This window comes from Mycobacterium paraffinicum (assembly GCF_001907675.1).
GTDB classification, from domain to species: Bacteria; Actinomycetota; Actinomycetes; order Mycobacteriales; family Mycobacteriaceae; genus Mycobacterium; species Mycobacterium paraffinicum_A.
On sequence record NZ_MPNT01000011.1, the window covers coordinates 78,815 to 103,150 of the forward strand.

Sequence of the window (24,336 nt, forward strand, 5' to 3'; positions counted from 1 at the left end):
CTCGCCGGGCATGCGCCCCGCAGCGCCGCGTCACGCTGGCGTGACGTTGGGCGGCGTCAGCCACGCTGGCGTGACACTCGCCGGACCCGCTAGTCGTGGTCGCGTTGGGCGGTGGCGTAGCCGAGCGCCTCGCCAATGGTGTTGTGGTGGAACTCGAAACCGGCCCGCTCCAGCGCCGACGGGATGGCGCGCTGACCGATGAGCACGCCCTCGTCGGCGAACTCGCCGAGCGCGGCCCGCACCGCGAAGCCCGGCATCATCAACGGGGTCGGGCGGTTGACGGCGCGGCCGAAGGCGGTGGTGAATTCGGCGTTGGTGACGGGCGCGGGCCCGGTCATGTTGACCGGGCCGGACAGCGCCGGATTGGTGATCGCGAACAGCAGCGCTCGCACCTCGTCCTCCAGGGTGATCCAGGACATGTATTGGCGGCCGCTACCCAGCCGAGCCCCCAGGCCCGTCCTGAACAACGGCCGCAACCGCCCCAGCGCGCCGCCGGCCGGGGAGAACACGAGGCCGGTGCGGGCCAGCACCACCCGGGCGCCCCCGTATTGGGCCGGCAGCGTCGCGGCTTCCCAGTCCTCGCACAGCTGGGCCAGGAATCCCTTTCCCGCGCGGTCGTTTTCGTCGACCACGCGGTCCTTGGTGTCCCCGTAGTAGCCAACCGCGCTGGCGTTGACCAGCGTCGCCACCCCGGCGTCGGCGACGGCATGCGCCAGCACTTCGGTGGGCGCGATGCGGCTGTCGCGCAGGCCCTGCTTGAAGGCGCCCGACCAGCGGCGCTGGCCGACGTTGACGCCGCACAGGTTGACGACGGCGTCGACGTCGCAGACCGCGTCGACGTCGAATTCGCCGCTCTCGGGGTTCCAGTGCAGCTCGTCGGAATTCGACGGCGCCCGGCGCACGATGCGCAACACCCGGTGGTCGGCCGCGCGCAGGGCGGCGGTCAAGGCGGATCCGATCAGGCCGGACGAACCCGCGATGGCGATGACGGGCTTGGCCACGGTTCGCCAGTCCTCCTAAAGACCCAAGTCGGCCTCGAACGCTCCCTCTTCGAGCCGGTGCTTGATCGTGGTGAGGAAGCGTCCTGCGTCAGCGCCGTCGATGAGCCGATGGTCGTAGGTCAGCGGGAGATAGCAGATGGACCGGACGCCGATGGACTCGTTGCCGAACTCGTCGACGATCACCCGGGGCCGCTTCACGATCGCCCCGGTGCCCAGCATGGCGGCCTGCGGCGGAACCAGGATGGGGGTGTCGAACAACGCGCCCTGGCTGCCGATGTTGGTGATCGTGAAGGTGCCGCCCGACAGCTCGTCGGGCTTGAGGTCGCCCGACCGGGCGCGCGCGGCGATGTCGGCGATGGCCCGGGCCAGCCCGGCCAGCGACAGGTCGCCGGCGTTGTGGATGACGGGGGAGAGCAGCCCCTGCTCGGTGTCGACGGCGAAGCCGAGATGTTCGGCGTCGTAGTAGGTGATCTCCTTGGTCTGCTCGTTGTAGCTGGCGTTGATGTTGGGGTGGATCTTCAGCGCATCGATCACCGCCCTGGCGATGAACGGCAGGAAGGTCAGGTTGACCCCCTCGCGCTCGGCGAATGCGGTCTTCGCCCTGGCCCGCAACCCGACGATCCGGGTCATGTCGACCTCGTGCGTCTGGGTGAGCTGGGCGGTGGCCTGCAGGGATTCCCGGGTCTTGTTCGCGGTGAGTTGGCGGATCCGGCTCGCCTTCTGCGTGGTGCCGCGCAGGTGCGCCAACGCCGGCGCCGGGGCGGGCGCGTCCGCCGGGGCCGCCTTGCCATCGGCGGCGGGAGCGGCGGGCGCCTGGGCCGGGGCGGGCGCCTTCTGCGCCTGTTGCTTCTTTTCCGCGGCGGCGAGCACGTCCTGTTTGCGGATGCGGCCGCCGACGCCGGTGCCGGTGATCTGGGCCAGGTCGATGCCGTTCTCGGTGGCCAGCTTGCGGACCAGCGGGGTCACGTACGGCGCACCGTCCGGGCCCGAGCCGCCGGGCTCGGCAGCTGGTTGTGCTTGCGCCGGTTGGGCTTTCGGCGCGGGCGCCGGCTGGGACACCGGCTGCGGCTCGGGCTTCGCCTCGGCCTTGGGCGGTTCGGCCCTGGGCGGCTCGGGCTTGGGTTCCGGCTTGGGAGCGGGTGGGGGAGTCGGGGCGGACGCGGCCTCGGAGCCGGTGCCGATCCGCGCCAGCTCCGCGCCGACCGGCACGGTGGCGTCCTCCTCGGCGGTGATGCTGACCAGCACACCGGCCACCGGTGAGGGGATCTCGGTGTCCACCTTGTCGGTCGACACCTCGACCAACGCCTCGTCGACGCCGACCGAGTCGCCGACCTTCTTCAGCCAGCGGGTCACCGTGCCCTCGGTCACCGACTCGCCCAGCTCGGGCATCAGCACCGGGGTCGCGTCGCCGCCGCCGGAACTCTGCGGCGCGGGTTCGGGTTCGGGCTGGGCGGGTGCGGCCGCCTCGGGCTCGGGCTCGGGCTGGGCCGGCGGGGCGGATTCGGCCTGCGGCTCGGGCTGGCTGGGCGCCTGCGGAGCCGCCTGTGAACCGCCGCCGTCGGACGAGTCGCCGATGACGGCCAGCTCCCCGCCCACCTCGACGGTGTCGTCCTCCTGGGCGACGATCTTGGTCAGGACACCGGCGGCGGGCGACGGGATTTCGGTGTCGACCTTGTCGGTGGACACCTCGACGAGGGGTTCGTCGAGTTCGACCGTGTCGCCTTCCTGCTTGAGCCAGCGGGTGACCGTCCCCTCGGTGACGCTCTCACCGAGTGCGGGCATCTGGACAGAGAAGGCCATCGTTTTTGACTCCTCGATCGCTCGTGGGTCGGAGTGGGTCGAACATCTCGCTAGCCGTTGGAAAGTAGCTATCCAAAACTATCCTGTCACTGCGTCCACGCCGGCACACATCCAGGGCGGACGTTGCCGGGACTTCCCGAACACCCTTGCTACGGTGTGGCCACTGCCGTTCCAGCGGGGAGGTCGAAGATGCCGGCAACACCACAGCTACCTCAGCATTTCGTCGATAGCGCCGACGGCGCGCGAATCGCCGTCTACGAAGAGGGGAATCCCGACGGCCCCACCGTCGTGCTGGTGCACGGCTTTCCCGACTCCCACGTGCTGTGGGACGGTGTCGTGCCCCTGCTGGCCGATCGGTTCCGCATCCTGCGGTACGACAACCGCGGCGTCGGTTCGTCCTCGGCGCCCAAGCCGGTGTCGGCCTACACCATGGACCGGTTCGCCGACGACTTCGCCGCGGTCACCGGCGAACTCAGCCCCGGTCGGCCGGTGCACGTGCTCGCCCACGACTGGGGCTCGGTCGGCGTGTGGCACTACCTGAAGCGGCCCGGCGCCGGCGACCGGGTGGCCACCTTCACTTCGGTGTCCGGCCCGAGCCAGGAACAGTTGGTCGACTACATCTTCACCGGCCTGCGCCAACCATGGCGCCCGCGCACCTTCGCCCGCGCGGTCAGTCAGGCGCTGCGGTTCAGCTACATGCTGTTCTTCTCGATCCCGGTGCTCGCGCCGCTGTTCCTTCGGCTGACGATGTCGGTCCCGGCGCTGCGGCGCAACGCCGTCGACAACATCCCGGTCGAACAGATCCACCACTCGCCCCAGCTGGCGCGCGACGCGGCCCGTTCGGTGAAAACCTACCCCGCCAACTACTTTCGCTCGTTCTCCGGCCGCGGGCAGGGCATCCACGTCGTCGACGTGCCGGTGCAGCTGATCGTCAACACCAAGGACAAGTACGTGCGGCCGTACGGCTACGACCACACGCCGCGCTTCGTGCCGCGGCTGTGGCGGCGCGACATCAAGGCCGGCCACTTCTCGCCGATGTCGCACCCGCAAGTGATGGCCGCCGCGGTGCACGACTTCGCCGATTGGGCCGAAGGCAAGCCGCCGAGCCGCGCGCTGCTGCGCGCGCAGGTCGGGCGCCCCCGCGGGTCCTTCGGCGACACGCTGGTGTCGGTGACCGGCGCCGGCAGCGGAATCGGTCGCGAGACGGCGTTCGCGTTCGCGCGGGAGGGGGCGGAGCTGGTCATCAGCGACATCGACGAAGCGGCCGTCAAGGCCACGGCCGCCGAGATCGCCACCCGCGGCGGCGTCGCGCATGCCTACGTGCTCGACGTCTCCGACGCCGAGGCCGTCGAGGCGTTCGCCGAGCGGGTCAGCGCCGAGCACGGGGTGCCCGACATCGTCGTCAACAACGCCGGCATCGGGCACGCGGGCGGATTCCTGGACACCCCGGCCGAGCAGTTCGACCGGGTGCTCGACGTCAACCTGGGCGGCGTGGTCAACGGGTGCCGTTCCTTCGCGCGGCGGCTAGTGGAGCGTGGCACCGGCGGCTACATCGTCAACGTCTCGTCGATGGCCGCCTACGCCCCGCTGCAGTCGCTGAACGCCTACTGCACGTCGAAGGCGGCGACCTACATGTTCTCCGACTGCCTGCGCGCCGAACTCGACGTCGCCGGGGTGGGGCTGACCACGATCTGCCCGGGCGTCATCGACACCAACATCATCAACACCACCCGCTTCGACGCGCCCGCCGGAAAGGGTGAACAGGTCGACGGTCGCCGCGGCCAGCTCGGCAAGATGTTCGCGCTGCGGCACTACGGCCCCGACAAGGTCGCCAATGCGATCCTGTCGTCGGTCCAGAAGAAGAAGCCAATCCGCCCGGTCGCGCCGGAAGCCTATGCGCTGTATGGCCTTTCGCGCCTGGCGCCGCAAGGATTGCGCAACGCGGCGCGACTGCGCGTGATCTGATCCGGGCTTAGGTGCTCGCCCGCGCCGCGCCTTGGCGGCCCGTCAACAACGCGCCGCCGATCGCGAGCAGTCCGATGACCGCCAGCGGGATCGACCACGTGCGGCGACTGCCCACCGACGACTGACACTGCGCCACATAGTCGGTGTGCGGTACGACCTGATTGAGGATCGGGATGCTCGCCACGCTGTTGTTGTTGGCGTTTCTGGCCGCCGACAGGTCCGTGGCGACCGCGTTTCCGCACCCGATCGAATGGCCGTTGCCGTCGGAAATCGACACCGGCGCCAACAGCCCGATCACGCCGGCCAGCAGCAGCACGGCGCCCACAACCAGGATCAACCGTCGCACTGTCACGATCTCGCCTTTCTTCGTACGGGCTTTCGACCGTGGGAGATTAACCGCTGGACAGCACCGGTAAACCCCGAGTCGGCCGGATTCAGCGCCCCGTTGGTGGGTATTCCGCCGCGGTAACCGAGAGGGGGAATCTGGCCGTGGTACTCATTCCGACGCGGGACGTGGCCGCGCCCTGCGAGCGGGTGTGGGAAGTGCTCGCCCAAGGGTGGACCTACACCCAGTGGGTGGTGGGCAACAGCCGCATGCGGGCCGTCGACCCCAACTGGCCCGAGCCCGGGTCGTCGATCAGGCACTCGATCGGGATCTGGCCGTTGGTCATCAACGACGCGACGGTGGCCCTCGAGTGCGAACCGCCGCACAAGCTGGTGCTGTGCGCTCGCCTGGGGCCACTGGGCGCCGCGCGGATCACGATGCTGCTGCACGAGACGCCGCAGGGCTGCCGGGTGGAGATGATCGAGGTGCCCGCCGAAGGCCCGATGGCGGCCATTCCCAATTCGGTGGCGTTGGCCGCGGCCTACCCGCGCAACAAGGAGTGCCTCTGGCGGCTGGGGGCTCTGGCGGAGCGCAAGGTGCCCAGCCAGGTGAAATGAACGCGCGGGACACCGCCGACGCCGTCGTCATCGGCGCGGGACACCACGGACTCGTCGCCGCCGCCATGCTGGCCGACGCGGGCTGGGACGTCGTGGTGCTGGAAGCCCAGCCCGAACCGGGCGGCGCGGTGCGCAGCGCCGAGCTGACACCGGGATACATCACCGACCTGTTCAGCTCGTACTACCCGATGACGGTGGCTTCGCCCGCGATCGCGGCGCTGCGGCTGGAAGACCACGGGCTGCGGTGGTCACACGCGCCGGCGGTGGTGGGCCATCCGCGCAGCGCGGCCGACGACGATCCGCCAGTCATCTACCGCGACCCCGCCCGCACCGCAACGGAATTGGCGCGCCGCGAGCCGGCGGACGGCGACAACTGGTGGCGCCTGGTCGACCTGTGGGAGCGGATCAAGGCGCCGCTGCTGGACGCCATGCTGGCGCCCTTCCCGCCCGTGCGCCCGCTGCTGCGGCTGCTGAGCAGGCTCGGCACGTCGGAGGCGCTGCGGGTGGCACGCCTGCTGGTGCAGCCGGCCAACACCATGGCGAGCGAGTTGTTCGCCGGCGAAGCCCCGCGAGTGTTGTTGCTGGGCAACGCAATGCACGCCGACGCCCCGCCGGACGCGCCGATCAGCGGCGCCATGGGATTCCTGATGACGATGCTGGCCCAGGACTGCGGCTGGCCGGTTCCGGTCGGCGGTTCCGGGCAGTTGACGGCCGCCCTGGTCAGCCGGGCCCGCTCGGCGGGCGCGCGGATCGAGTGCAACCAGAACGTTTCCCGCATCCAGGTGCGGGGTGGCCGCGCGGTCGGGGTGACGACGGCCGAGGGGCGCACGATTGCGGCGCGGCGGGCAATCGTCGCCGACGTGACGGCCCCCCGATTGTTCTGCGACATGCTGCCGCCGGATGCGTTGCCGCCCAAGCTGTTACGCGACCTCGAGCATTTCATGTGGGACCCACCGGTGGTGAAGGTCAACTACGCCGTGGGAGCGCCCGTTCCGTGGCGGGCGAACAACCTGCACGGCGTGGGCACCGTCCATCTGGGCGCCGACGGCGACGGGCTGGTCCGCTGGATGGCCGACCTGAACACTCGCGTGTTGCCCGAGCATCCCTTCATGTTGTTGGGCCAGACCACCACAGCCGATCCGACACGGTCGCCGAAGGGCACCGAAAGTGTGTGGGCCTACACGCATCTGCCGCGCGACGTGGCCGACGACGCGTCGGCCGATCGGCTCGCCGACGCGGTGGACCGGGTCATCGAGGAACACGCGCCGGGTTTCGGTGCGGCGGTCGTGGACCGGTTCGTGCAACGCCCGTCGGACCTGGAGGCCAGCGACGCCAACCTGCACATGGGCGCGCTCAACGGTGGCACGGCGCAGCTGCAGCAGATGCTGATCTTTCGCCCGGCGCCCGGTATGGGGCGGGCCGAAACCCCGGTGCAGGGGCTGTATCTGGGCAGCGCGTCGGCCACCCCGGGCGGCTCCGTGCACGGCGCCTGCGGCCGCAACGCGGCCAACGCCGCGCTGGCCGCCGACGGGGCGACGGGCTGGCCGCGCCGCACGGTGCAGCGAGCGGTCTTCTCGCTGATGACGGGAAAGCGCTAGCCGTTCTCGGCGATGTCCTCGAGCACCGCGAACATGGTGCGGGTCGGCACACCGGTACCGCCCTTGGGCGTGTACCCCCACGGGCCGCCGGTGTTGTACGCCGGGCCGGCCACGTCGATGTGCGCCCAGCCCACCCCGTCGGCGACGAACTCCCGCAGGAACACCCCGGCCACCAGCATGCCGGCGAAGCGCTGACCGCTGATGTTGGACAGGTCGGCCACCGTGGACTTCAGGTCGTCCTTGAGTTCGTCGGGCAGCGGCATCGGCCAGCCGTTCTCGCCCACCCGCTGCGAGATCGCGGCGACCCGGTCGCGGAACTCCTCGCTCCCCATCACGCCCGGGATCCGGGCGCCCAACGCCACCGTCTGCGCGCCGGTCAAGGTGGACGTCTCGATCAGGTAGTCCGGGTTGTCCTCGCACGCCCGCACGATGGCGTCGGCCAGGATCAGCCGGCCCTCGGCGTCGGTGTTCTGCACCTCGACGGTGATCCCGCCGTACTGCGTCAGCACGTCACCCGGGCGCTGCGCCGTGCCCGACGGCATGTTCTCGGCCATCGGCACGGTGGCGATCACGTCGATCGGCAGCCGCAGCTGCGCGGCCAACGCCACCGTGGCGATGACCGCGGCCGCGCCGCCCATGTCCGAGGTCATGTAGTGCATCGACGCCGCCGGCTTGATCGAGATGCCGCCGGTGTCGAACGTGATGCCCTTGCCGACCAGCGCCACTCTCTTTCCGGCCTTCGCCTGCTTGCCTTTGGCCAGCTTCGAGCCCCGGTGGGTCAGCCGCACCAGCCGCGGCGGCCGCGACGAGCCCTGGCCGACGCCGATCACGCCGCCGTAGCCGGCCTTCTGCAGCGCCTTGTCGTCGAGCACCTCCACCTCGAGGCCCACCGATTCACCCAAAGCCCTTGCGCGCTTGGCGAATTCGGCGGGGAAGAGGTGACTCGGGGGCGTGTTGACGAAGTCGCGGGCGGTGGCCACCGCGGTCGCCACGGCGGCGCCGTGCGCGCTGGCCGCTTTGGCGTCCTTCGAGGCGGACAGCACGGTGATCTTGCGCAGCCCTTTGTCTTTCGGCGCGGTCTTGCCGCTGCGGAATTCGGTGAACCGGTAGCTGCCCAGGATCAGGCCCTCGACGGCCGCCGAGCAGACGTCGGCGCTGAAGTCGCCGGGCAGCGTGACGAGCACCGCCTCGGCGCTGCCGAGCGAACGCGCCGCCACACCGGCTGCCCGCCGGATGGTGTCGGCGGGCCACTCGGGTCGCGGCTTGCCCAGGCCGATCGTCAGCACGCTGGACACCGGCAGCGACGGCACCACCAGGCGGTGGACCTGCTCGCTGCCGCCGGTGGCGTCCAGTGCGCGCAGCCCGGATTCGATCTCGGTGACCGCCTCGGCCGGCAGCAGCGATTCGCCGGGGGCGACCACCGCCCCCGGCCTGTCCTCGTCGCCGGTCGAGACGACCGGCACGATCAATACCGAAGAGCCCGCCCCGCGTTTCGGCAGCGTTGCGGCGACGTTGACGGAGGGGCTGTCATAGCTCAAATCGGTGGTCACGGGCAGTTACCCTAATCGCCGGAGCCCGAGCCGAGATCGGGGGAGTCCTCGCCGTGCAGCTCGAAGGCGATCGTGGGGGTGTCAAAACCCTTGAGCTCGAAGGGGCCACGCGGCGTCGCCAGCCAGTTCGGCAACTGTTCGTGCAGCGCCGAATCGGCCAGGATCTGGCACGGGGCCGCGGCCCCGACCAGTCGCGCCGCGAGATTGACCGGGCTGCCGAAGTAGTCCCCGTTGATCGCCAGGACGGAGCCGAAGGCCAGGCCGGCGCGGACCTGCAGACCCTCCTCGCGCGCCCGTGGATGGTTGACCAGGTCGACCGCCGCCTTGGCAAGGCGTTCGGCTGACGCGCTCACCCACATCACCTCGTCGCCGATGAACTTCACCACCCGGCCGCCGTCGCGATGCACCACGTCCGCGACGGTGCCGGCGAACTCGTTGAGCAGATAGGAGAGTTGCGCGGGGGTGAGCGCGCGGGTGAGCACGGTGAAGCCGGACAGATCCGCGAAGCCGACGCCGCACACCACGCTTGCCGAGGTGTCGCGCAGGACGCCTTCGAAGTGGGTTCGGGCGCTGGTCAGATGGTGCCGGTGGACGACGTCGATGAGCGCCGAAATGCGGGGGACGAACTCCGCGACCGCGCGGTACGCCTGCGCCGTGGCGAGTTCGTCGTTGGTGTAGGTCATCTGGATGTCCGGCGTGCCGGCCCGGATCGCCGTCGACTCGGCCTCCGCGAGCCGGGCCATCGCGGCGCCGAGCACCCGCAGTAAACCGAACGCGCCGTCCTCACCCACCACCGCCTTCAAGGCCACCCAGGTGGCCAGCGCGTCGACGTCGGCCTGGCTCAGCACCGGAACGTCGGGGCCGGCGACTGTCAGGCCGAGCAAACCCCACGCCTGCGTGACCTGCTCGGGCGACAAGCCGAGTTGTTCGGCCGCCGCCGCGATCGTGTGGATCGGGCGCCCCGACCACTGCAGGACGTCACCGGCGAGGCCGAACAGTCGCCCACGCTGCTCGGCTTCCACCATCTCGTCGACGGTGAAGCCGAGTTCGTCCAGGTACTTGATCAGGTCGGCCCGCTCGCGCGCGTTGGCGATTCCGGCGGCCTCGAGCGCCGCGAAGTCCGGGGAATCGACCACCCACCCAAGTGTGCCAGCCCCCGCGATTAGGGTGAACCGTCGTGACCGATGACCTACAGCATGGCCCGTTGGAAGACCGCCACCGCGCGTTGGGGGCCAGTTTCGCCGAGTTCAGCGGCTGGCTCATGCCCGTGTCGTATGCCGGCACCGTCAGCGAACACAATGCCACCCGCAACGCGGTCGGTCTGTTCGACGTCAGCCACCTCGGCAAGGCGTTGATTCGTGGGCCGGGTGCCGCCGAGTTCGTCAATTCGACGCTCACCAACGACTTGAGCCGCATCGGCCCGGGCAAGGCCCAATACACCTTGTGCTGCACCGAATCCGGCGGGGTCATCGACGACTTGATCGCCTACTACGTCGACGACGACGAGATCTTCCTGGTGCCCAACGCAGCCAACACCGCCGCGGTGGTCGAGGCGCTGCAGGCGGCGGCTGACTCCGGTTTGGGGGCGGGCCTCACCATCACCAACGAGCACCGGTCCTACGCGGTGCTGGCGGTGCAGGGCCCCCGGTCGGCGGAGGTGCTCGGCGGGCTGGGCCTGCCGGTGGACATGGACTACATGGGCTACGCCGACGCGTCTTACGCGGGGGTGCCGGTGCGGGTGTGCCGCACCGGATACACCGGGGAGCACGGCTACGAGCTGCTACCGCCGTGGGAATCCGCCGGCGTGGTGTTCGACGCGCTGGCCGCCGCGGTCGGCGCCGCCGGCGGCGAACCCGCCGGTCTGGGCGCCCGCGACACGCTGCGCACCGAGATGGGCTACCCGCTGCACGGGCACGAACTGGCGCTGGACATTTCGCCGCTGCAGGCCCGATGCGGCTGGGCGATCGGCTGGAAGAAGGACGCGTTCTTCGGCCGGGACGCGCTGCTGGCGGAGAAGGCGGCCGGACCGCGACGGCTGCTGCGCGGCCTGCGGATGGTCGGACGCGGTGTGCTGCGGCCCGGTCTGACGGTGCTCGCCGGTGAGACGCCGGTCGGGGTCACCACCTCGGGAACGTTTTCGCCGACGCTGCAAGTCGGCATCGGGCTGGCGCTGATCGACACCGGCGCCGCCGTCGAGGACGGCCAGCGGGTCACGGTCGACATTCGCGGCCGCGCCGCGGAGTGCGAAGTCGTGCGGCCGCCCTTCGTCGACGCGAAAACCCGTTAGTGCCGCCGGTTCGGGTGAAAAGCCCGGTCGCAGGCGGATATACAATCAGCCCCATGACCAGCGGCTCCCTCGAGTTCACGGTTTCACGTTCGGCCAATCCGGCGACCGACGCCGAACGTGGATCCATCCTGGCCGAGCCCGGTTTCGGCAAGTACTTCACCGACCACATGGTGTCGATCGACTACGACGACGAGCGGGGTTGGCACAACGCGCGCGTCATCCCGTACGGCCCGATCGAGCTGGATCCCTCGGCGATCGTGCTGCACTACGCGCAGGAGATTTTCGAAGGGCTCAAGGCGTACCGCTGGGCCGACGATTCGATCGTGTCGTTTCGCGCCGAGGCCAACGCCGCGCGGATGCGGTTGTCGGCGCGGCGCCTCGCGATGCCCGACCTGCCCGACGAGCTGTTCATGGGCTCGCTGTGCCAGCTCATCGCCGTCGACAAGCCCTGGGTCCCCGCGGCCGGCGGGGAGGATGCGTTGTATCTGCGTCCGTTCATCATCGCCACCGAGCCGGGATTGGGTGTGCGGCCGTCCAAGCGGTACCGCTATCTGCTGATCGCGTCACCGGCCGGCGCGTACTTCAGGGGCGGCATCAACCCCGTCACGGTCTGGGTGTCGACGGATTACGTGCGGGCCAGCCCGGGCGGCACCGGCGCGGCCAAGTTCGGTGGCAATTACGCCGCCTCGCTGCTGGCGCAGGCCGAGGCCGCCGCCCACGAGTGCGACCAGGTGGTGTGGCTGGACGCCGTCGAACGGCGCTTCGTCGAGGAGATGGGCGGCATGAACATCTTCTTCGTGTTCGGCAGCGGCGGGTCGGCGCGGCTGGTCACGCCGGAGTTGTCCGGTTCGCTGTTGCCGGGAATCACCCGGGATTCGTTGCTGCAGTTGGCAATTGACGCGGGATTTTCGGTCGAGGAACGCAAGATCGACATCGACGAATGGCAGAAGAAGGCCGCCGCCGGCGAGATCACCGAGGTGTTCGCGTGCGGTACCGCCGCCGTCATCACCCCGGTCTCGCACGTGAAGTACGGCGACACCGAGTTCACCGTCGCCGACGGCCAGCCCGGCGAGGTGACGATGGCGCTGCGCGACACCCTGACCGGGATCCAGCGCGGCACGTTCGCCGACACGCATGGCTGGATGGCGCGCCTGGGCTAGCCGGCCCGCCGCCTTAGAACCGCACCAGCCCGGCGAGCGCCACGGCGCTCACCGTCGTGGTCAGCTCGATCGCGGCGCCCAGCACGTCGCCGGTGATGCCGCCGAATCGGCGCACGCAGTGCCGCACCAACACCGCGCCGCAGCCCAGGCCCGCCAGCACCGCCACCGGCCCCTGCCACGGCCGCGGCCCGGCGACCAGCGCGGCCATCAGCAGCGCCGCGACCCAGGCCGCCGCGACGATCAGCGGCTGACTGCCCGCGACCCGCGCGCCCAGCGCGCTGCCCGCAGCCGCCGGCACCGTCCGGCGGCTGGCCAGCACCGCGGCCACCCGGCCGGCGACGACCGTCACGGCGATGCCGGCGAGCCCCGGCCTGCCCGCCGCCCCGAGCGCCGCGAAGGCCAGCCCCTGCAGCGCGATCGTCAGGACGACGGCCGCCGCGCCGAACGGGCCGGTCGACCCGTCGCGCATCACCGCCAGGGCCCGCTCGGGCGGCCCGTAACAGCCCAGCCCGTCGGTGGTGTCCGCGACACCATCGACGTGCAGGCCGCGGGTCGCCAACAGCAGCGCCGCGACCGCGAGCAGGCCGGACAGCGCGGAAGACGGCCCGAACACGTGAGCCCCGCCCCACGTCACGGCGGCGGCGAGCGTCCCCAGGACGGCGCCCACCACGGGCAGCGCCGTCATGGCGCCGCGGCCCACCGGAGCATCGTGCGACCCCGGCACGGGCAGGACCGTCCCGAATGCGAAAGCCGTTGCCAGCGAACGCATCACAGTGGGGCGGCGGGCCGGTCGGACACGCCGGCCTGGGTGAAGGTGGCCATCGACGACAGCGTGGCCACCGCGGCGCGCAGCACCGGCAGCGCCAGCGCGGCGCCGCTGCCCTCACCCAGCCGCATCCGCAGGTCCAGGATCGGCTCCAGGCCGAGTTCGGTGAGCGCCAGCGCATGACCGGGCTCGGTGGACCGATGACCGGCCTGCCACCACAGCCGGGCGCCGGGCGCTAGCCGCTCGGCGACCAACGCGGCGGCCGTCACCGCCATCCCGTCGAGCAGCAGCGGGGTGCGCCGCACCGCGGCCTGCGCGCAAAAACCCGCCATCGCGGCCAGGTCGGCGCCGCCGCCACAGCGCAGCAACGCCACCGGGTCGGGCAGCACGCGCGACACCCGGAACAGGGCGTCGCGCACCGCGGCCGTCTTGCGTGCCCAGCCTGCGTCGTCGATCCCGGTGCCAAAGCCCACCACCGCGACCGGCTCGGCGTTCGTCAGCGCCGCCACCAACACCGCCGCCGGCGTGGTGTTCCCTATGCCCATGTCCCCGGCGATCAGCAGGTCGGCCCCGGCGTCGACCTCCTCGTCGGCGATGGCCCGGCCCGCGGCGATCGCGGCGGCGGTCTCGTCGTCGGACAGCGCGTCCTCGACCGCGATGTCCCCGCTGCCCCGGCGCACCTTGTGGGCGCCGATCCGGTCCGTCGGCGCGTCACCGGCGACCGCCAGGTCCGCGACACGCACGGTCGCGCCGGCGAGGTCGGCCAGCACGTTGATGGCCGCCCCACCGGCCTCGAAGTTGGCGACCATCTGCGCGGTCACCTCCGGCGGGTAGGCCGATACCCCGGACCGCGCGACACCGTGGTCACCGGCGAACACCACCACCCGGGCGCGTTCGAATTGCTTTGGCGGGCAATGCCCTTGACACGAGGCCAGCCACACCGACAGGTCTTCGAGGCGGCCCAGCGCGCCCCGCGGCTTGGTCAGGGTGTCCTGGCGGGCGCGGGCCGCCGCGGCGGCACCCGCGTCGGGCGGCGATACCGGGGCGAACTCCATCACGTCCCCGACGGCTTGATCGGCACCGCCTGCCCGGCCACCACCAGGACCACCCGGTCACAGAGCTCGGCGACGCGCTGGTTGAGGCTGCCCAATTCGTCGGCGAACCGGCGCCCGGACGCGGTGGCCGGCACCACGGTCAGCCCGACCTCCGGGCTGACCAGCACCAGCGTGGAGTTGAAGTCGCCGACGGCGGCGAGCATTGCGTCGATGGGCGCGGCGACCGACCCGCCGTCCCACCCGTGATGGCGGTCCAGCGTGCCGGTCAGCCACGAGCCCAAGTCGTCGACGAGCGTCGGAGTGTCCGGCGCCGCGCGCAATTGGCTTGCGATGTCGTCGGTTTCGACCGTCGACCAATGGCTGGGCCGGCGGCCGCGGTGCTCGGCGACCCGGTCCGCCCAGTCCGCGTCGCCGTCCCCGACCGGGCCGGGGGCCAGATAACAAACCCGCTGGCCGGCCGGCAGCGTCCCGGCGATGGTGTCCTCGGCCCACCGGGATTTGCCCGATCGGATCCCGCCGAGCACCAGCGTGCGCACCGCGCTCAGGCGGGCCTACTTGACATCGGCGCCGCGCTTGACTTGGGCCCGCGGCGTCCGCAGCCGGCGCATCTGTGACGCCCGGCTGGCGGCGTAAAGACCCAGCTTCCAACGGCTTTCGGTGTTGTCGGGGAACTTCGCATCCACCAGCTTGCTCACCCTGCGGCCCAGCAGCAGCCCGTCGACCAGCATCACGGCCATCAGCAGCAGCATCGCCGGGGAGACGTAGAGCTGCAGCTGCGGCGTGGTGAACAGGGCGAACATCAAGAACAGCGTCGCCGGCATGAACAGGCCAAGCAGGTTGCGCCGGGCGTCGACCACGTCGCGCACGTAGCGCCGAACCGGGCCCTTGTCGCGCGGCAACAGGTACGCCTCGTCGCCGGCCATCATGCGCTCGCGGCGATCGGCCATCTTGGCGCGGTTGGCGGCCCGGTCGGCCCTGCGCTCGTCGCGGCTGAGCTTGGGACCGGCCAGCGACTTGCGGCGGGCCCGCGCCTCGGACGCGGTCATCGGTGCGGGCGCGACCGGACCCTTGCGCGCGGTGCGCCGCGCCTCGTTGCGTTTCGGCGTCGGCCGGCCCTTGCGGGTCGTCCCGCGCACGCCACGAGACGTCTCGGGGGCGCCGGCGGCATCGAGCGCCGCCGCGCTCTCGTCAAGGTCCTCGTCCTGGCCCTTCTTGCGGCCCATCAACTTCACAGAGGCCAGGTTACTTCGCGGACGGGCCGGTCCGGAATCGGCTTGGAATGCCTTGCTATTAGACCTGCGTCAGCGCCTCACTTGGCCCTACTCTTACCAGTGATGAACGGCTGCCTGTGATGGACGACGGCACCATGGCCTCGGACGATGCTGCTTTGGGCCTCGCTCCCGGGCGTCTGCAGCTGCCGGCCATGCTCGTCCTGGTCGCCCCCGATTGCTATGGCGACAGCATGACCGCGGTGGAGGCCGCGGCGGCCATCGCGACCGGGTGGACCCGGAGCCGGCCGGGCGATCGGTTCATCGTCGCCCCGCAGTCCGACGGTGGCCCCGGCTTCGTCGAGGTGCTCGCCAGCCGGCTGAACAAGGCGCGGCGGCTGCGGGTGTCCGGGCCGCTGTCCACGATGGTGGAGGCCGCCTGGGTGTTCGATCCCGCCACGACGACCGCCTACCTGGAGTGCGCGCAAGCGTGCGGCCTGGCCCTGCTGGGCGGTCCGCCCACCCCGGAGACCGCGATGGCGGCGCACAGCAGGGGAGTGGGGCAGCTGATCGCCGAGGCGTTGCGGGCCGGGGCGACGCGGATCGTGGTCGGGCTGGGCGGCAGCGCGTGCACCGACGGCGGGCAGGGCATGATCGCCGAACTCGGTGGCCTGGACTCCGCCCGCCGCCAGCTGGCCAACGTGGAGCTCATCGCCGCGTCCGACACCGAATACCCCCTGCTCGGGCCCTGGGGAGCCGCCAGGGTCTTCGGCCCGCAGAAGGGGGCGGACACGGTCACCGTGGCGGCGCTGGAGGTGCGCCTGCAGGCGTGGGCGCTCATCCTGGAAGCGGTCGCCGGCCGCGACGTGAGCTCCGAACCCGGGGCCGCCGCGGCAGGGGGTATCGGCGCCGGGCTGCTGGCATTGGGCGGCCGCTGCGAGTCGGGCGCGGCGATCATCGCCCATCACACCCGCCTGGCCGACGACCTGGACATGGCGGAGCTGATCGTCACCGGGGAAGGCCGATTCGACGAGCAGTCGCTGCACGGCAAGGTGGTGGGCTATCTCGCCGACGCGGCCCGGCCGCGGGGAGTGCCGGTGATCGTGCTGGCCGGGCAGGTGGGCCTGGACAATGCCACAGTCCGCTCGGCGGGCATCATGGCCGCCCTCTCCATCGCCGAGCACGCCGGATCGGTGCGGCTGGCGCAGGCCGACGCGGCGAATCAGCTCATGGGGCTGGCGTCCGTGGTGGCGGCACGACTCGGGAATAGCGGTCCTGCAAGGTACCGTTGAGGAAGTGGACTTTCTCGGGCCCCGCCTGAAGACCCAGCCAACGAGAGGCATGTAGGAGAAGCAATGACGGTGCAAAACGAGTCGACCGCCAAGACGCACGGCGTTATCTTGACCGAGGCCGCCGCCACCAAGGCAAAGTCCCTGCTCGACCAGGAGGGGCGGGATGACCTGGCGTTGCGGATCGCGGTCCAGCCGGGGGGGTGTGCGGGCCTGCGCTACAACCTCTTCTTCGACGACCGGACGCTCGACGGCGACCTGACCGCGGACTTCGGCGGCGTGACGCTGACGGTGGACCGGATGAGCGCGCCGTACGTGGAGGGCGCGTCCATCGATTTCGTCGACACGATCGAGAAGCAGGGCTTCACGATCGACAACCCCAACGCCACCGGCTCCTGCGCCTGCGGCGACTCCTTCAACTGAGCGGGTAGCTTCCGCTCAGTACGAGCCGCCGGTGCGCAGCACGTACGAGCACACCATGATCTGGCCCCGCTGAAACAGCAGCTGGGCGATGCCTTGCAGTTCACCACGCATCGGGCCCCCGGCAGCGGGCGACGCCTTCATGGTGAACAGCGCCTGGGCCTGGTACTGCGACAGGTAGACGATCTTGTCGATCGAGGTCAGTTCGACCTCGGAGAACTGCTTACGGAACGCGTCGCTGCTCAACTTGGCCAGCGCCTGGTCGGACCGTTTGTCGCGGACGCCGTCGTACATGCCGCACAGCGCGTTGCGTTCGATCTCCTCGATGTCGCGGTGATCCAGCGCGTCCAGATACCCCTGGATCGCCGTCTTGGCGGCGCCCTCGGAGAACGTGGCGCCGGTGTTGGCCCCGTTGGTCCGCACGCCGTAGACGATCGCCACGGTCAGGGCGGCCGCCAGCGCCACGGCCAACAGGATGCCGATTACGAGCCGCCGCTTGGAGGACCGCCGCTGCGGGTACGGCATCGGCGGTGCCTGACCGGCATAATTGGCGGGAGCCGCGCCGCCGGCGCGGGGGTCGTCCGGAAACTCGAGCGGCTGAGACTCTGTTGGTTCGGGTCCGCCGCCGCCGACGGTGTGGTTCGGCGAGTGCGGACCTGCCATCGTGGTCTCCTACGGTGGTAGACGGGGACTGGTAGACGGGCTGGTGCGGGAAACCCGACCGCGCTTCGTGTCCCGGCGACTGGAGCGAGTTCCCTAGGGAGGCTAGCGCACCGCTTCGCGCCGACCGTGGACGCGGCGACGGTCGAGGCGCGTGCGTAAGCTAGATAACCTTGCTAACGAAGGGCGGAGACATTCGTGACGATCGCGGTGACAGGTTCGATTGCGACCGACAATTTGATGCGGTTCCCCGGCAAGTTTTCCGAACACCTGCTGGCTGAACATCTGCAGAAGGTATCGCTCAGTTTCCTGGTCGACGACCTGGTGATCCACCGCGGCGGCGTGGCGGGCAACATCGCCTACGCCATCGGCGTGCTCGGTGGTGACGTGGCGCTGGTCGGCGCGGCCGGTGACGACTTCGACGACTACCGGCAGTGGCTGCAATCGCACAACGTCAACTGCGACAACGTGCTGATCTCGAAGACGGCCCACACCGCGCGCTTCACCTGCACCACCGACGAGGACATGGCCCAGATCGCGTCGTTCTACCCCGGCGCGATGTCGGAGGCCCGCAACATCAAGCTCGCCGACGTGGTGTCGTCCATCGGCGAGCCGGACCTGGTGATCATCGGCGCCAACGACCCGGCCGCGATGGTGGTGCACACCGAGGAGTGCCGCAAACTGGGCCTGGCCTTCGCCGCCGACCCGTCCCAACAGCTGCCCCGCCTGTCCGGCGACGAGATCGACAGGCTCGTCGACGGCGCCGCCTACCTGTTCACCAACGACTACGAGTGGGAGCTGCTGCTCAACAAGACCGGCTGGTCGGAGGCCGACGTGCAGGGCAAGGTCGGGCTGCGGGTGACCACGCTGGGGCCCAAGGGCGTGGACATCGTCGAGCCCGACGGCACGACGACCCGCGTCGGCGTGGTGCCCGAGACCAGCCAGACCGACCCCACCGGCGTCGGCGACGCGTTCCGCGCGGGCTTCCTCACCGGGCGCAGCGCCGGCCTGAGCCTCGAGCGCTCCGCGCAGCTGGGCTCGCTGGTCGCCGTGCTGGTCCTGGAATCCACCGGAACGCAGAACTGGAAGTGGAATCGCGAGACCGCGGTGAGCCGGTTGGCGGGCGCCTACGGCGAGGACGCGGCCAACGAGATCGCCGCGGTGCTCGCCTGAGCCTGGCGAACAGACGCGAAATCGCGTCGCTCGCCCCGCCAGAGCGCGATTTTGCGTCTGCTCGCGGTAGAACCGGCGCTAGAGCTGGACGGGATACACCGGCTCGCTGATCTGCGGCACCACGCTGTGCTCGACGAAGATCGCGTGCCAGAGCATGAAGATCAGCAGCGTCCAGAGCCGGCGGCTGTGATCGCTGACGCCGTTGCGGTGCTCGTCGAGCATCCGCCGCACGGCCGCCAGGTCGACGAGGTGACCGGCCTGCGAGGACGCCACCAACCCGTGGGCCCAGTCCAGCAATTCGCCGGCGCGCAACCAGTGCCGGATGGGCACCGGGAACCCCAGCTTGGGCCGGTGCAGCACGTGCCCGGGAACGATCGGCTCCAGCGCCCGGCGCAGCGCGTACTTCGTGGTGGTGCGGGTGATCTTGGCCTCGACCGGCAGCCGCGAGGCCACGGCGAACACCTCCGGATCCAGGAACGGCACCCGCAGCTCCAGCGAGTTGGCCATCGTCATCTTGTCCGCCTTGACCAGGATGTCGCCGCGCAGCCAGGTGAACAGGTCGATGTGCTGCATGCGCGCCACCGGGTCGCAGCCCTTCGACTGCGCGTACACCGAGGCCGTGACGTCGGTGTGGGTCCACTCCTCGCGGAAGCCGGGCAGCACGTCGCGCAGCTGGGCGTCGGAGAAGCTGCGGGCGTTGCCGTAGTAGCGCTCCTCGAGCGTGAGCGAGCCGCGGTGCAGCAGGCTCTTGCCCCGCATCCCCTCCGGCAGCGGCTTGGACACCTTGCCCATCGACCGTCGCAGCGGCCGCGGGAGGTAGTTAAAAGGCTTGAGCGACAACGGTTCCCGGTAGATCGTGTAGCCGCCGAACAGCTCGTCGGCGCCCTCCCCGGACAGCACCACCTTGACGTGCTTGCGGGCCTCGCGGGCGACGAAGAACAGCGGCACCAGCGCAGGATCGGCCACCGGTTCGTCGAGATACCAGACGATCTCGGGCAGGGCGGCGACGAACTCGTCCGGGTGGACCACCTTGGCGATGTGGCGGGCGCCGATCGCCTCGGCGGAGGCCACCGCGACGTCGACCTCGGAGAAGCCCTCCCGCTCGAAACCGGTGGTGAAGGTGATCAGCTTGGGGTTGTGCCGGATGGCCAGCGCCGCGATGGCGGTGGAGTCGATCCCGCCGGACAGGAACGCCCCGACGGTGACGTCGGCGCGCATGTGCTTGGCCACCGAGTCCTCGAGCACCGCGGTGATCTCGTCGTAGCGGGCCTGCTCGGTGCCGCGGGTGATCGGTGTGGCGGCGAACCGCGGCACGAAGTAGCGGGTGACCTCCGGTTGCCGCCCGGCCGTGATCCGCGCGTAGCAGCCCGATTCGAGGCGGCGCACCCCGCGGTGCAGCGTCTCGGGCTCGGGCACGTATTGCAGCACGGTGTAGTGCTGCACGGCCCGCTCATCGATCCCGGTGTCGAATCCGACCAACTCGGCGAGGTCCAGCAGGCATTTCTTCTCGCTGGCCACCGCGGTGCCACCGGCGCCGGTCGCCATGAAGAGCGGCTTGATGCCGAATGGGTCTCGGGCGCAGAACAATTCGAGGGTGGCGGTGTCCCACAGCGCGAAGGCGAACATGCCGCGCAGCCGGGTGAGCACGTCGGCGCCCCAGTAGTGGTAGCCGGCGACGATGGCCTCGGCGTCACCGTCGGTTGCGAAAACGGCGCCGTGGGTGGCGGCCAGTTCGTCGCGCAGCTCCAGGTAGTTGTAGATCTCGCCGTTGAACACCAGCACGTAGCGGCCGGGCGCCTCCGCCGGCCCCCACCGCAGCGGCTGGTGGGAATGCGCGATGTCGATGATCGACAGCCGGTTGAAGCCGAATACGACGGACCCGTCGGCGCCCGGGTCGGTCCACGTGCCCGCCTCGTCGGGGCCGCGGTGGCGCATCAAATGCGACGCGCGCGCGATCGCGTCGTCGGCCCGGGCGGCAGCGTCGTCACTGGCACTGTCCGGGGCAGCGACAAACGCCAGCAGACCACACACGGCGCCCCAGTATGCCGCACTCGGCCGCCGACTGTGGCGCCGCACACCCGTGACGGGCCGGGGTTTCGTCGCTCGGGTAAGCGGCGTGGTCTACGCTGCGTAGTATTCGATATCCGAGCAGGAGGCGCCAACGTGACACCTCGCGAGCAGGTCCGTTCGCAACGTTTGTCGCAGGGCAGGTTTGAGAGCCTTTCTGGCCGCCGTTCCGGGGGCGTTCGGCGGGGTGGGTCCCGTCGTCTGCGGCCGTTGGCGCTGGCCGCGACGTTCGGCGTATTGGCGGTCACCCTGAGCGGATGCACCTGGTCGGACGCGCTGGCCCTGGGCTGGCCCAAGGGCATCACCCCGCAGGCCCACATCAACCGCGAGCTGTGGATCGGCGCGACGATCGCCTCGCTGGTTGTCGGGGTCATCGTGTGGGGCCTGATCTTCTGGGCGTCGGCTTTCCACCGCAAGAAGGCCACCGACACCGAGCTGCCGCGCCAGTTCGGCTACAACATGCCGCTGGAGTTGGTGCTCACGGTGACGCCGTTCCTGATCATCTCGGTGCTGTTCTACTTCACGGTCGTGGTGCAGGAGAAGATGCTGCATGTCGACAAGGACCCCGAGGTGGTGGTCGACGTCACCGCCTTCCAGTGGAACTGGAAGTTCGGCTACCAGCGCGTCGACTTCAAGGACGGCATGCTGACCTACGACGGTGTCGATCAGGCCCGCAAGAACGCGATGGTTTCCAAGCCCGAGGGCAAGGACGCCCACGGTGAGGAGCTCGTCGGCCCGGTCCGCGGGCTCAACACCTCCGACCGCACCTACCTGAACTTCGATAAGGTCGAAATCCTGGGCACCAGCGACGAAATCCCGGTGCTGGTGTTGCCCACCGGCAAGCGCATCCAATTCCGGTTGGCCTCGGCCGACGTCATCCACACGTTCTGGGTGCCCGAGTTCCTGTTCAAGCGCGACGTGATCCCCAACGCCGAGGCGAACAACTCGGTGAACGTCTTCCAGGTCGACGACATCAGCAAGGCGGGGGCTTTCGTCGGGCACTGCGCCGAGTTCTGTGGCACGTATCACTCGATGATGAACTTCGAGGTTCGGGTGGTGCCGCCCAACGACTTCAAGGCTTACCTGCAGCAGCGGATCGACGGAAAGAGCAACGCGCAAGCGTTGCAGGCGATCGGTCAGGCGCCGCTCGCGGTGACCACTCACCCGTTCGACACCAAGCGCGGTCAGTTGGCCGGAAGCCAGTAGGTTAGGACACCAAATGCATATTGAAGCCAGGCTTTTCGAATTCATCGCCGGGTTTTTCATTTTGGTTGCGGTGCTTTATGGGGTGCTGACAGCGCTTTTCGCCACAGGTGGCGAGGAGTGGGCCGGCACGACCGCGCTGGCGCTGACCGGGGGACTGGCGTTGATCGTGGCCACCTTCTTCCGGTTCGTCGCGCGTCGCATCGACACTCGACCCGAGGACTACGAAGGCGCCGAGATCAGCGACGGAGCAGGTGAATTGGGCTTTTTCAGCCCGCACAGCTGGTGGCCGATCCTGATCGCGTTGTCGGCCTCGGTCTCCGCGGTCGGAATCGCGCTGTGGCTGCCCTGGCTGATCGCCGCGGGCGTGATGTTCGTCCTCGCATCGGTCGCGGGATTGGTCTTCGAGTACTACGTCGGTCCCGAGAAGCACTGATTCGTATCGGTAAAGGTCACAATCAGATCACGTGATCTGTGGCCGCTTCGCCAAGACTTCTTTGCCCCTCTGCGTTCGGTAGTGTTTTGCCCAGGCAATTGACAATTTCTCAAGCGCGCGCGCAACGGTATGGCCGCGGGGCCCCGCGCGCTGGTGAGGCAGTCGGACAGGGCAGGCAGAGATGAGTGGGCCGAAACCGCCGGAATGGGAACCTGAGGAACCCGATTCCGTGAGCGAGGCTCCCCACCAACCGGATTCCGGCTCCGACCCCGCGGACGCCGACGACGCCGGGGTCGAGGACGAGCTCGAACCGTTCGACGACGGCGCCGAGCCGGGGGCCGACCAAACGGGTCAGACCGACGCCTATTCGCGGGCCTATTCGGCCCCGGAGTCCGAGCACTTCATCAGCGGGCCGTACCTACCGGCCGACCTCGGGCTCTACGACTACGACACGTTCGACGAGTCGGCCGAAGGCGAGGACGAACACGCCGCCCCGCGCTGGCCGTGGGTGGTCGGGATCGCCGCGATCGTGGCCGCCATCGCGCTCGTGGTGTCGGTGTCGCTGCTGTTCGCGCGCACCGACACCACCAAGCTGGCCAACCCCAACACCACCACCACCGTGAGATCGACGCCGCCGCTGCAAGACGAGATCACGACCACCAAGCCACCGCCGCCTCCGCCGCCGCCGCCGACGACGACCGAGCCGCCGCCCCCGACAGCAACGGAGACCCAGACCGTGACGGTGACGCCCACACCGCCGCCGCCACCGCCGGCGCCCGCGCCCGCGCCGCCGCCGGCCACCTCGACCGCCGCGGCGCCGCCGCCGCCGACCACCCCGGCCGGCCCGCGGCAGGTGACCTACTCGGTCACCGGCACCAAGGCGCCCGGGGACATCATCTCGGTGACCTACGTCGACGCCTCAGGGCGGCGGCGTACGCAGCACAACGTGTACATCCCGTGGTCGATGACCGTCACGCCGATCTCGCAGTCCGACGTGGGCTCCGTCGAGGCGTCCAGCCTTTTCCGGGTCAGCCGGCTCAACTGCTCGATCACGACGAGCGACGGAACGGTCCTGTCGTCGAACACCAACGACGCACCGCAGACGAGCTGCTGATGGTGAGCAGGTATTCGGCGTACCGCCGTGGCGACGACACCATTTCACCGGACGTCATCGACCGCATCCTGATCGGTGCGTGCGCGGCCGTCTGGCTGGTGTTGCTCGGCGTGAGCGTCGCCGCGGCCGTCGCGCTGACGGACTTGGGCCGCGGCTTTCACAAAGCGGCCGATAGCACGCATTCCACCTCGTGGGTGCTGTATGCCGTGATCGTCGTCTCGGCGCTGATCATCGCCGGGGCGATCCCGATGCTGATTCGGGCGCGCCGAATGGCCCAGACCGACCTGGCCGGCCGGGGGATGACCGCGCCCAGCCGGCCCCCGGTGCGGCTGATGTCGCAGGCGCCGCGCACCGCGGCCGAGCGGGCGCGGCAGCCGAGGCCCCAGGCGCCGGCCGCGTCGCCCGATGCCGAATGGTCGGGTGAGACGGTCGATCGGGTCTGGTTGCGCGGCACGGTGCTGTTGGTCACCGCGATGGGCGCGGCGCTGGTCGCGGTGGCGACGGCGACCTACTTGATGGCCGTGGGCCACGACGGCCCGTCGTGGGTCGCGTACGCGATCGCCGGCGTCGTCACCGCCGGGATGCCGGCGATCGAATGGCTGCACGTTCGCCAGCTGCGCCGGGTCGTCGACGCCGAGTAGG

General features: G+C 70.2%; 23 protein-coding genes. 12 read left to right on the forward strand and 11 right to left on the reverse strand.

All coding sequences use genetic code 11. The features are described from left to right. Positions 1 to 89: 89 nt before the first annotated feature. A complete protein-coding gene (locus tag BRW65_RS13980; RefSeq protein WP_073875554.1) occupies positions 90 to 1,001 on the reverse strand; it encodes a TIGR01777 family oxidoreductase in 912 nt (303 codons plus the stop codon). A 15-nt stretch (positions 1,002 to 1,016) separates the two neighbouring features. Beyond that, a complete protein-coding gene (gene sucB, locus BRW65_RS13985; protein ID WP_073875556.1) occupies positions 1,017 to 2,801 on the reverse strand; it encodes a 2-oxoglutarate dehydrogenase, E2 component, dihydrolipoamide succinyltransferase in 1,785 nt (594 codons plus the stop codon). 189 nt (positions 2,802 to 2,990) lie between these two features. Between sucB and BRW65_RS13990 the strand changes: the two genes are divergently transcribed. Beyond that, entirely contained in the window at positions 2,991 to 4,766 is a 1,776-nt protein-coding gene (locus tag BRW65_RS13990) for an SDR family oxidoreductase (protein ID WP_073875558.1), read from the forward strand. 7 nt (positions 4,767 to 4,773) lie between these two features. Here the strand turns inward: BRW65_RS13990 and BRW65_RS13995 are convergent, their stop codons facing one another. After that, positions 4,774 to 5,118 (reverse strand): aminopeptidase, encoded by a 345-nt coding sequence (locus tag BRW65_RS13995; RefSeq protein ID WP_073875559.1) that lies wholly within the window; start codon positions 5,116 to 5,118, stop codon positions 4,774 to 4,776. 137 nt (positions 5,119 to 5,255) lie between these two features. On the opposite strand from BRW65_RS13995, the gene BRW65_RS14000 reads away from it, so the two are divergent. Then, positions 5,256 to 5,708 carry an SRPBCC domain-containing protein gene (locus tag BRW65_RS14000; protein WP_244168086.1) on the forward strand — a complete coding sequence of 151 codons (453 nt, stop codon included), beginning with the start codon at positions 5,256 to 5,258 and terminating at the stop codon, positions 5,706 to 5,708. Next, positions 5,705 to 7,306, forward strand: a complete 1,602-nt coding sequence (locus tag BRW65_RS14005) for a phytoene desaturase family protein (protein WP_073875561.1) — start codon at positions 5,705 to 5,707, stop codon at positions 7,304 to 7,306. The genes BRW65_RS14000 and BRW65_RS14005 overlap by 4 nt, the downstream gene beginning before the upstream one ends. On the opposite strand, the gene BRW65_RS14010 is transcribed toward BRW65_RS14005, so the two are convergent. Continuing rightward, complete coding sequence (locus BRW65_RS14010) at positions 7,303 to 8,856, reverse strand: leucyl aminopeptidase (RefSeq protein ID WP_167374040.1); 1,554 nt, start codon at positions 8,854 to 8,856, stop codon at positions 7,303 to 7,305. The two genes, BRW65_RS14005 and BRW65_RS14010, sit on opposite strands and share 4 nt — an antisense overlap. Before the next feature lie 11 nt (positions 8,857 to 8,867). Then, positions 8,868 to 9,992: an adenylate/guanylate cyclase domain-containing protein gene (locus BRW65_RS14015; protein WP_073875565.1), complete on the reverse strand. Its 1,125-nt coding sequence runs from the start codon at positions 9,990 to 9,992 to the stop codon at positions 8,868 to 8,870. Positions 9,993 to 10,033: 41 nt separating this feature from the next. On the opposite strand from BRW65_RS14015, the gene gcvT reads away from it, so the two are divergent. Then, the gene (gene gcvT / locus BRW65_RS14020; RefSeq protein ID WP_073875567.1) at positions 10,034 to 11,143 is read left to right on the forward strand and encodes a glycine cleavage system aminomethyltransferase GcvT; all 1,110 of its coding nucleotides are present in this window, start codon (positions 10,034 to 10,036) and stop codon (positions 11,141 to 11,143) included. 53 nt (positions 11,144 to 11,196) lie between these two features. Next, positions 11,197 to 12,303 carry a branched-chain amino acid aminotransferase gene (locus tag BRW65_RS14025; RefSeq protein WP_073875569.1) on the forward strand — a complete coding sequence of 369 codons (1,107 nt, stop codon included), beginning with the start codon at positions 11,197 to 11,199 and terminating at the stop codon, positions 12,301 to 12,303. Between the two features lie 13 nt (positions 12,304 to 12,316). Here BRW65_RS14025 and BRW65_RS14030 read toward each other — a convergent pair whose 3' ends face one another. The 4 genes from BRW65_RS14030 to BRW65_RS14045 are packed head-to-tail and all read right to left on the reverse strand — an operon-like array spanning position 12,317 to position 15,356. Next, complete coding sequence (locus BRW65_RS14030; RefSeq protein WP_073875571.1) at positions 12,317 to 13,075, reverse strand: adenosylcobinamide-GDP ribazoletransferase; 759 nt, start codon at positions 13,073 to 13,075, stop codon at positions 12,317 to 12,319. Continuing rightward, positions 13,072 to 14,127 (reverse strand): nicotinate-nucleotide--dimethylbenzimidazole phosphoribosyltransferase, encoded by a 1,056-nt coding sequence (gene cobT, locus BRW65_RS14035; protein ID WP_139273090.1) that lies wholly within the window; start codon positions 14,125 to 14,127, stop codon positions 13,072 to 13,074. Before cobT ends, BRW65_RS14030 begins: the two co-directional genes overlap by 4 nt. Beyond that, positions 14,124 to 14,660 carry a bifunctional adenosylcobinamide kinase/adenosylcobinamide-phosphate guanylyltransferase gene (locus BRW65_RS14040; RefSeq protein WP_073875575.1) on the reverse strand — a complete coding sequence of 179 codons (537 nt, stop codon included), beginning with the start codon at positions 14,658 to 14,660 and terminating at the stop codon, positions 14,124 to 14,126. Before BRW65_RS14040 ends, cobT begins: the two co-directional genes overlap by 4 nt. A gap of 15 nt (positions 14,661 to 14,675) precedes the next feature. Next, positions 14,676 to 15,356: a DUF3043 domain-containing protein gene (locus tag BRW65_RS14045; RefSeq protein ID WP_073875577.1), complete on the reverse strand. Its 681-nt coding sequence runs from the start codon at positions 15,354 to 15,356 to the stop codon at positions 14,676 to 14,678. Between the two features lie 191 nt (positions 15,357 to 15,547). Between BRW65_RS14045 and BRW65_RS14050 the strand changes: the two genes are divergently transcribed. After that, a complete protein-coding gene (locus BRW65_RS14050) occupies positions 15,548 to 16,624 on the forward strand; it encodes a glycerate kinase family protein (RefSeq protein ID WP_073875701.1) in 1,077 nt (358 codons plus the stop codon). 63 nt (positions 16,625 to 16,687) lie between these two features. Continuing rightward, the gene (locus BRW65_RS14055; RefSeq protein ID WP_066951784.1) at positions 16,688 to 17,044 is read left to right on the forward strand and encodes a HesB/IscA family protein; all 357 of its coding nucleotides are present in this window, start codon (positions 16,688 to 16,690) and stop codon (positions 17,042 to 17,044) included. A gap of 15 nt (positions 17,045 to 17,059) precedes the next feature. On the opposite strand, the gene BRW65_RS14060 is transcribed toward BRW65_RS14055, so the two are convergent. Further along, a complete protein-coding gene (locus BRW65_RS14060) occupies positions 17,060 to 17,704 on the reverse strand; it encodes a hypothetical protein (RefSeq protein WP_073875579.1) in 645 nt (214 codons plus the stop codon). A gap of 195 nt (positions 17,705 to 17,899) precedes the next feature. Between BRW65_RS14060 and BRW65_RS14065 the strand changes: the two genes are divergently transcribed. Further along, positions 17,900 to 18,874 (forward strand): carbohydrate kinase family protein, encoded by a 975-nt coding sequence (locus BRW65_RS14065; RefSeq protein ID WP_073875581.1) that lies wholly within the window; start codon positions 17,900 to 17,902, stop codon positions 18,872 to 18,874. 78 nt (positions 18,875 to 18,952) lie between these two features. Here the strand turns inward: BRW65_RS14065 and asnB are convergent, their stop codons facing one another. Then, positions 18,953 to 20,905, reverse strand: a complete 1,953-nt coding sequence (asnB, locus tag BRW65_RS14070) for an asparagine synthase (glutamine-hydrolyzing) (protein WP_073875583.1) — start codon at positions 20,903 to 20,905, stop codon at positions 18,953 to 18,955. Positions 20,906 to 21,037: 132 nt separating this feature from the next. Here asnB and ctaC point away from each other — a divergent pair, with 132 nt between their 5' ends. The 4 genes from ctaC to BRW65_RS14090 all read left to right on the forward strand — a co-directional run bounded on the left by ctaC (position 21,038) and on the right by BRW65_RS14090 (position 24,335). Beyond that, a complete protein-coding gene (ctaC, locus tag BRW65_RS14075; protein ID WP_073875585.1) occupies positions 21,038 to 22,147 on the forward strand; it encodes an aa3-type cytochrome oxidase subunit II in 1,110 nt (369 codons plus the stop codon). 13 nt (positions 22,148 to 22,160) lie between these two features. Further along, the gene (locus BRW65_RS14080) at positions 22,161 to 22,580 is read left to right on the forward strand and encodes a cytochrome c oxidase subunit 4 (RefSeq protein WP_067281379.1); all 420 of its coding nucleotides are present in this window, start codon (positions 22,161 to 22,163) and stop codon (positions 22,578 to 22,580) included. A 181-nt stretch (positions 22,581 to 22,761) separates the two neighbouring features. Beyond that, on the forward strand, positions 22,762 to 23,694 hold the full coding sequence (locus tag BRW65_RS14085; protein ID WP_073875587.1) for an MmpS family transport accessory protein: 933 nt from the start codon (positions 22,762 to 22,764) through the stop codon (positions 23,692 to 23,694). Then, entirely contained in the window at positions 23,694 to 24,335 is a 642-nt protein-coding gene (locus tag BRW65_RS14090; RefSeq protein WP_073875589.1) for a DUF2561 family protein, read from the forward strand. Before BRW65_RS14085 ends, BRW65_RS14090 begins: the two co-directional genes overlap by 1 nt. Position 24,336: the final 1 nt, after the last annotated feature.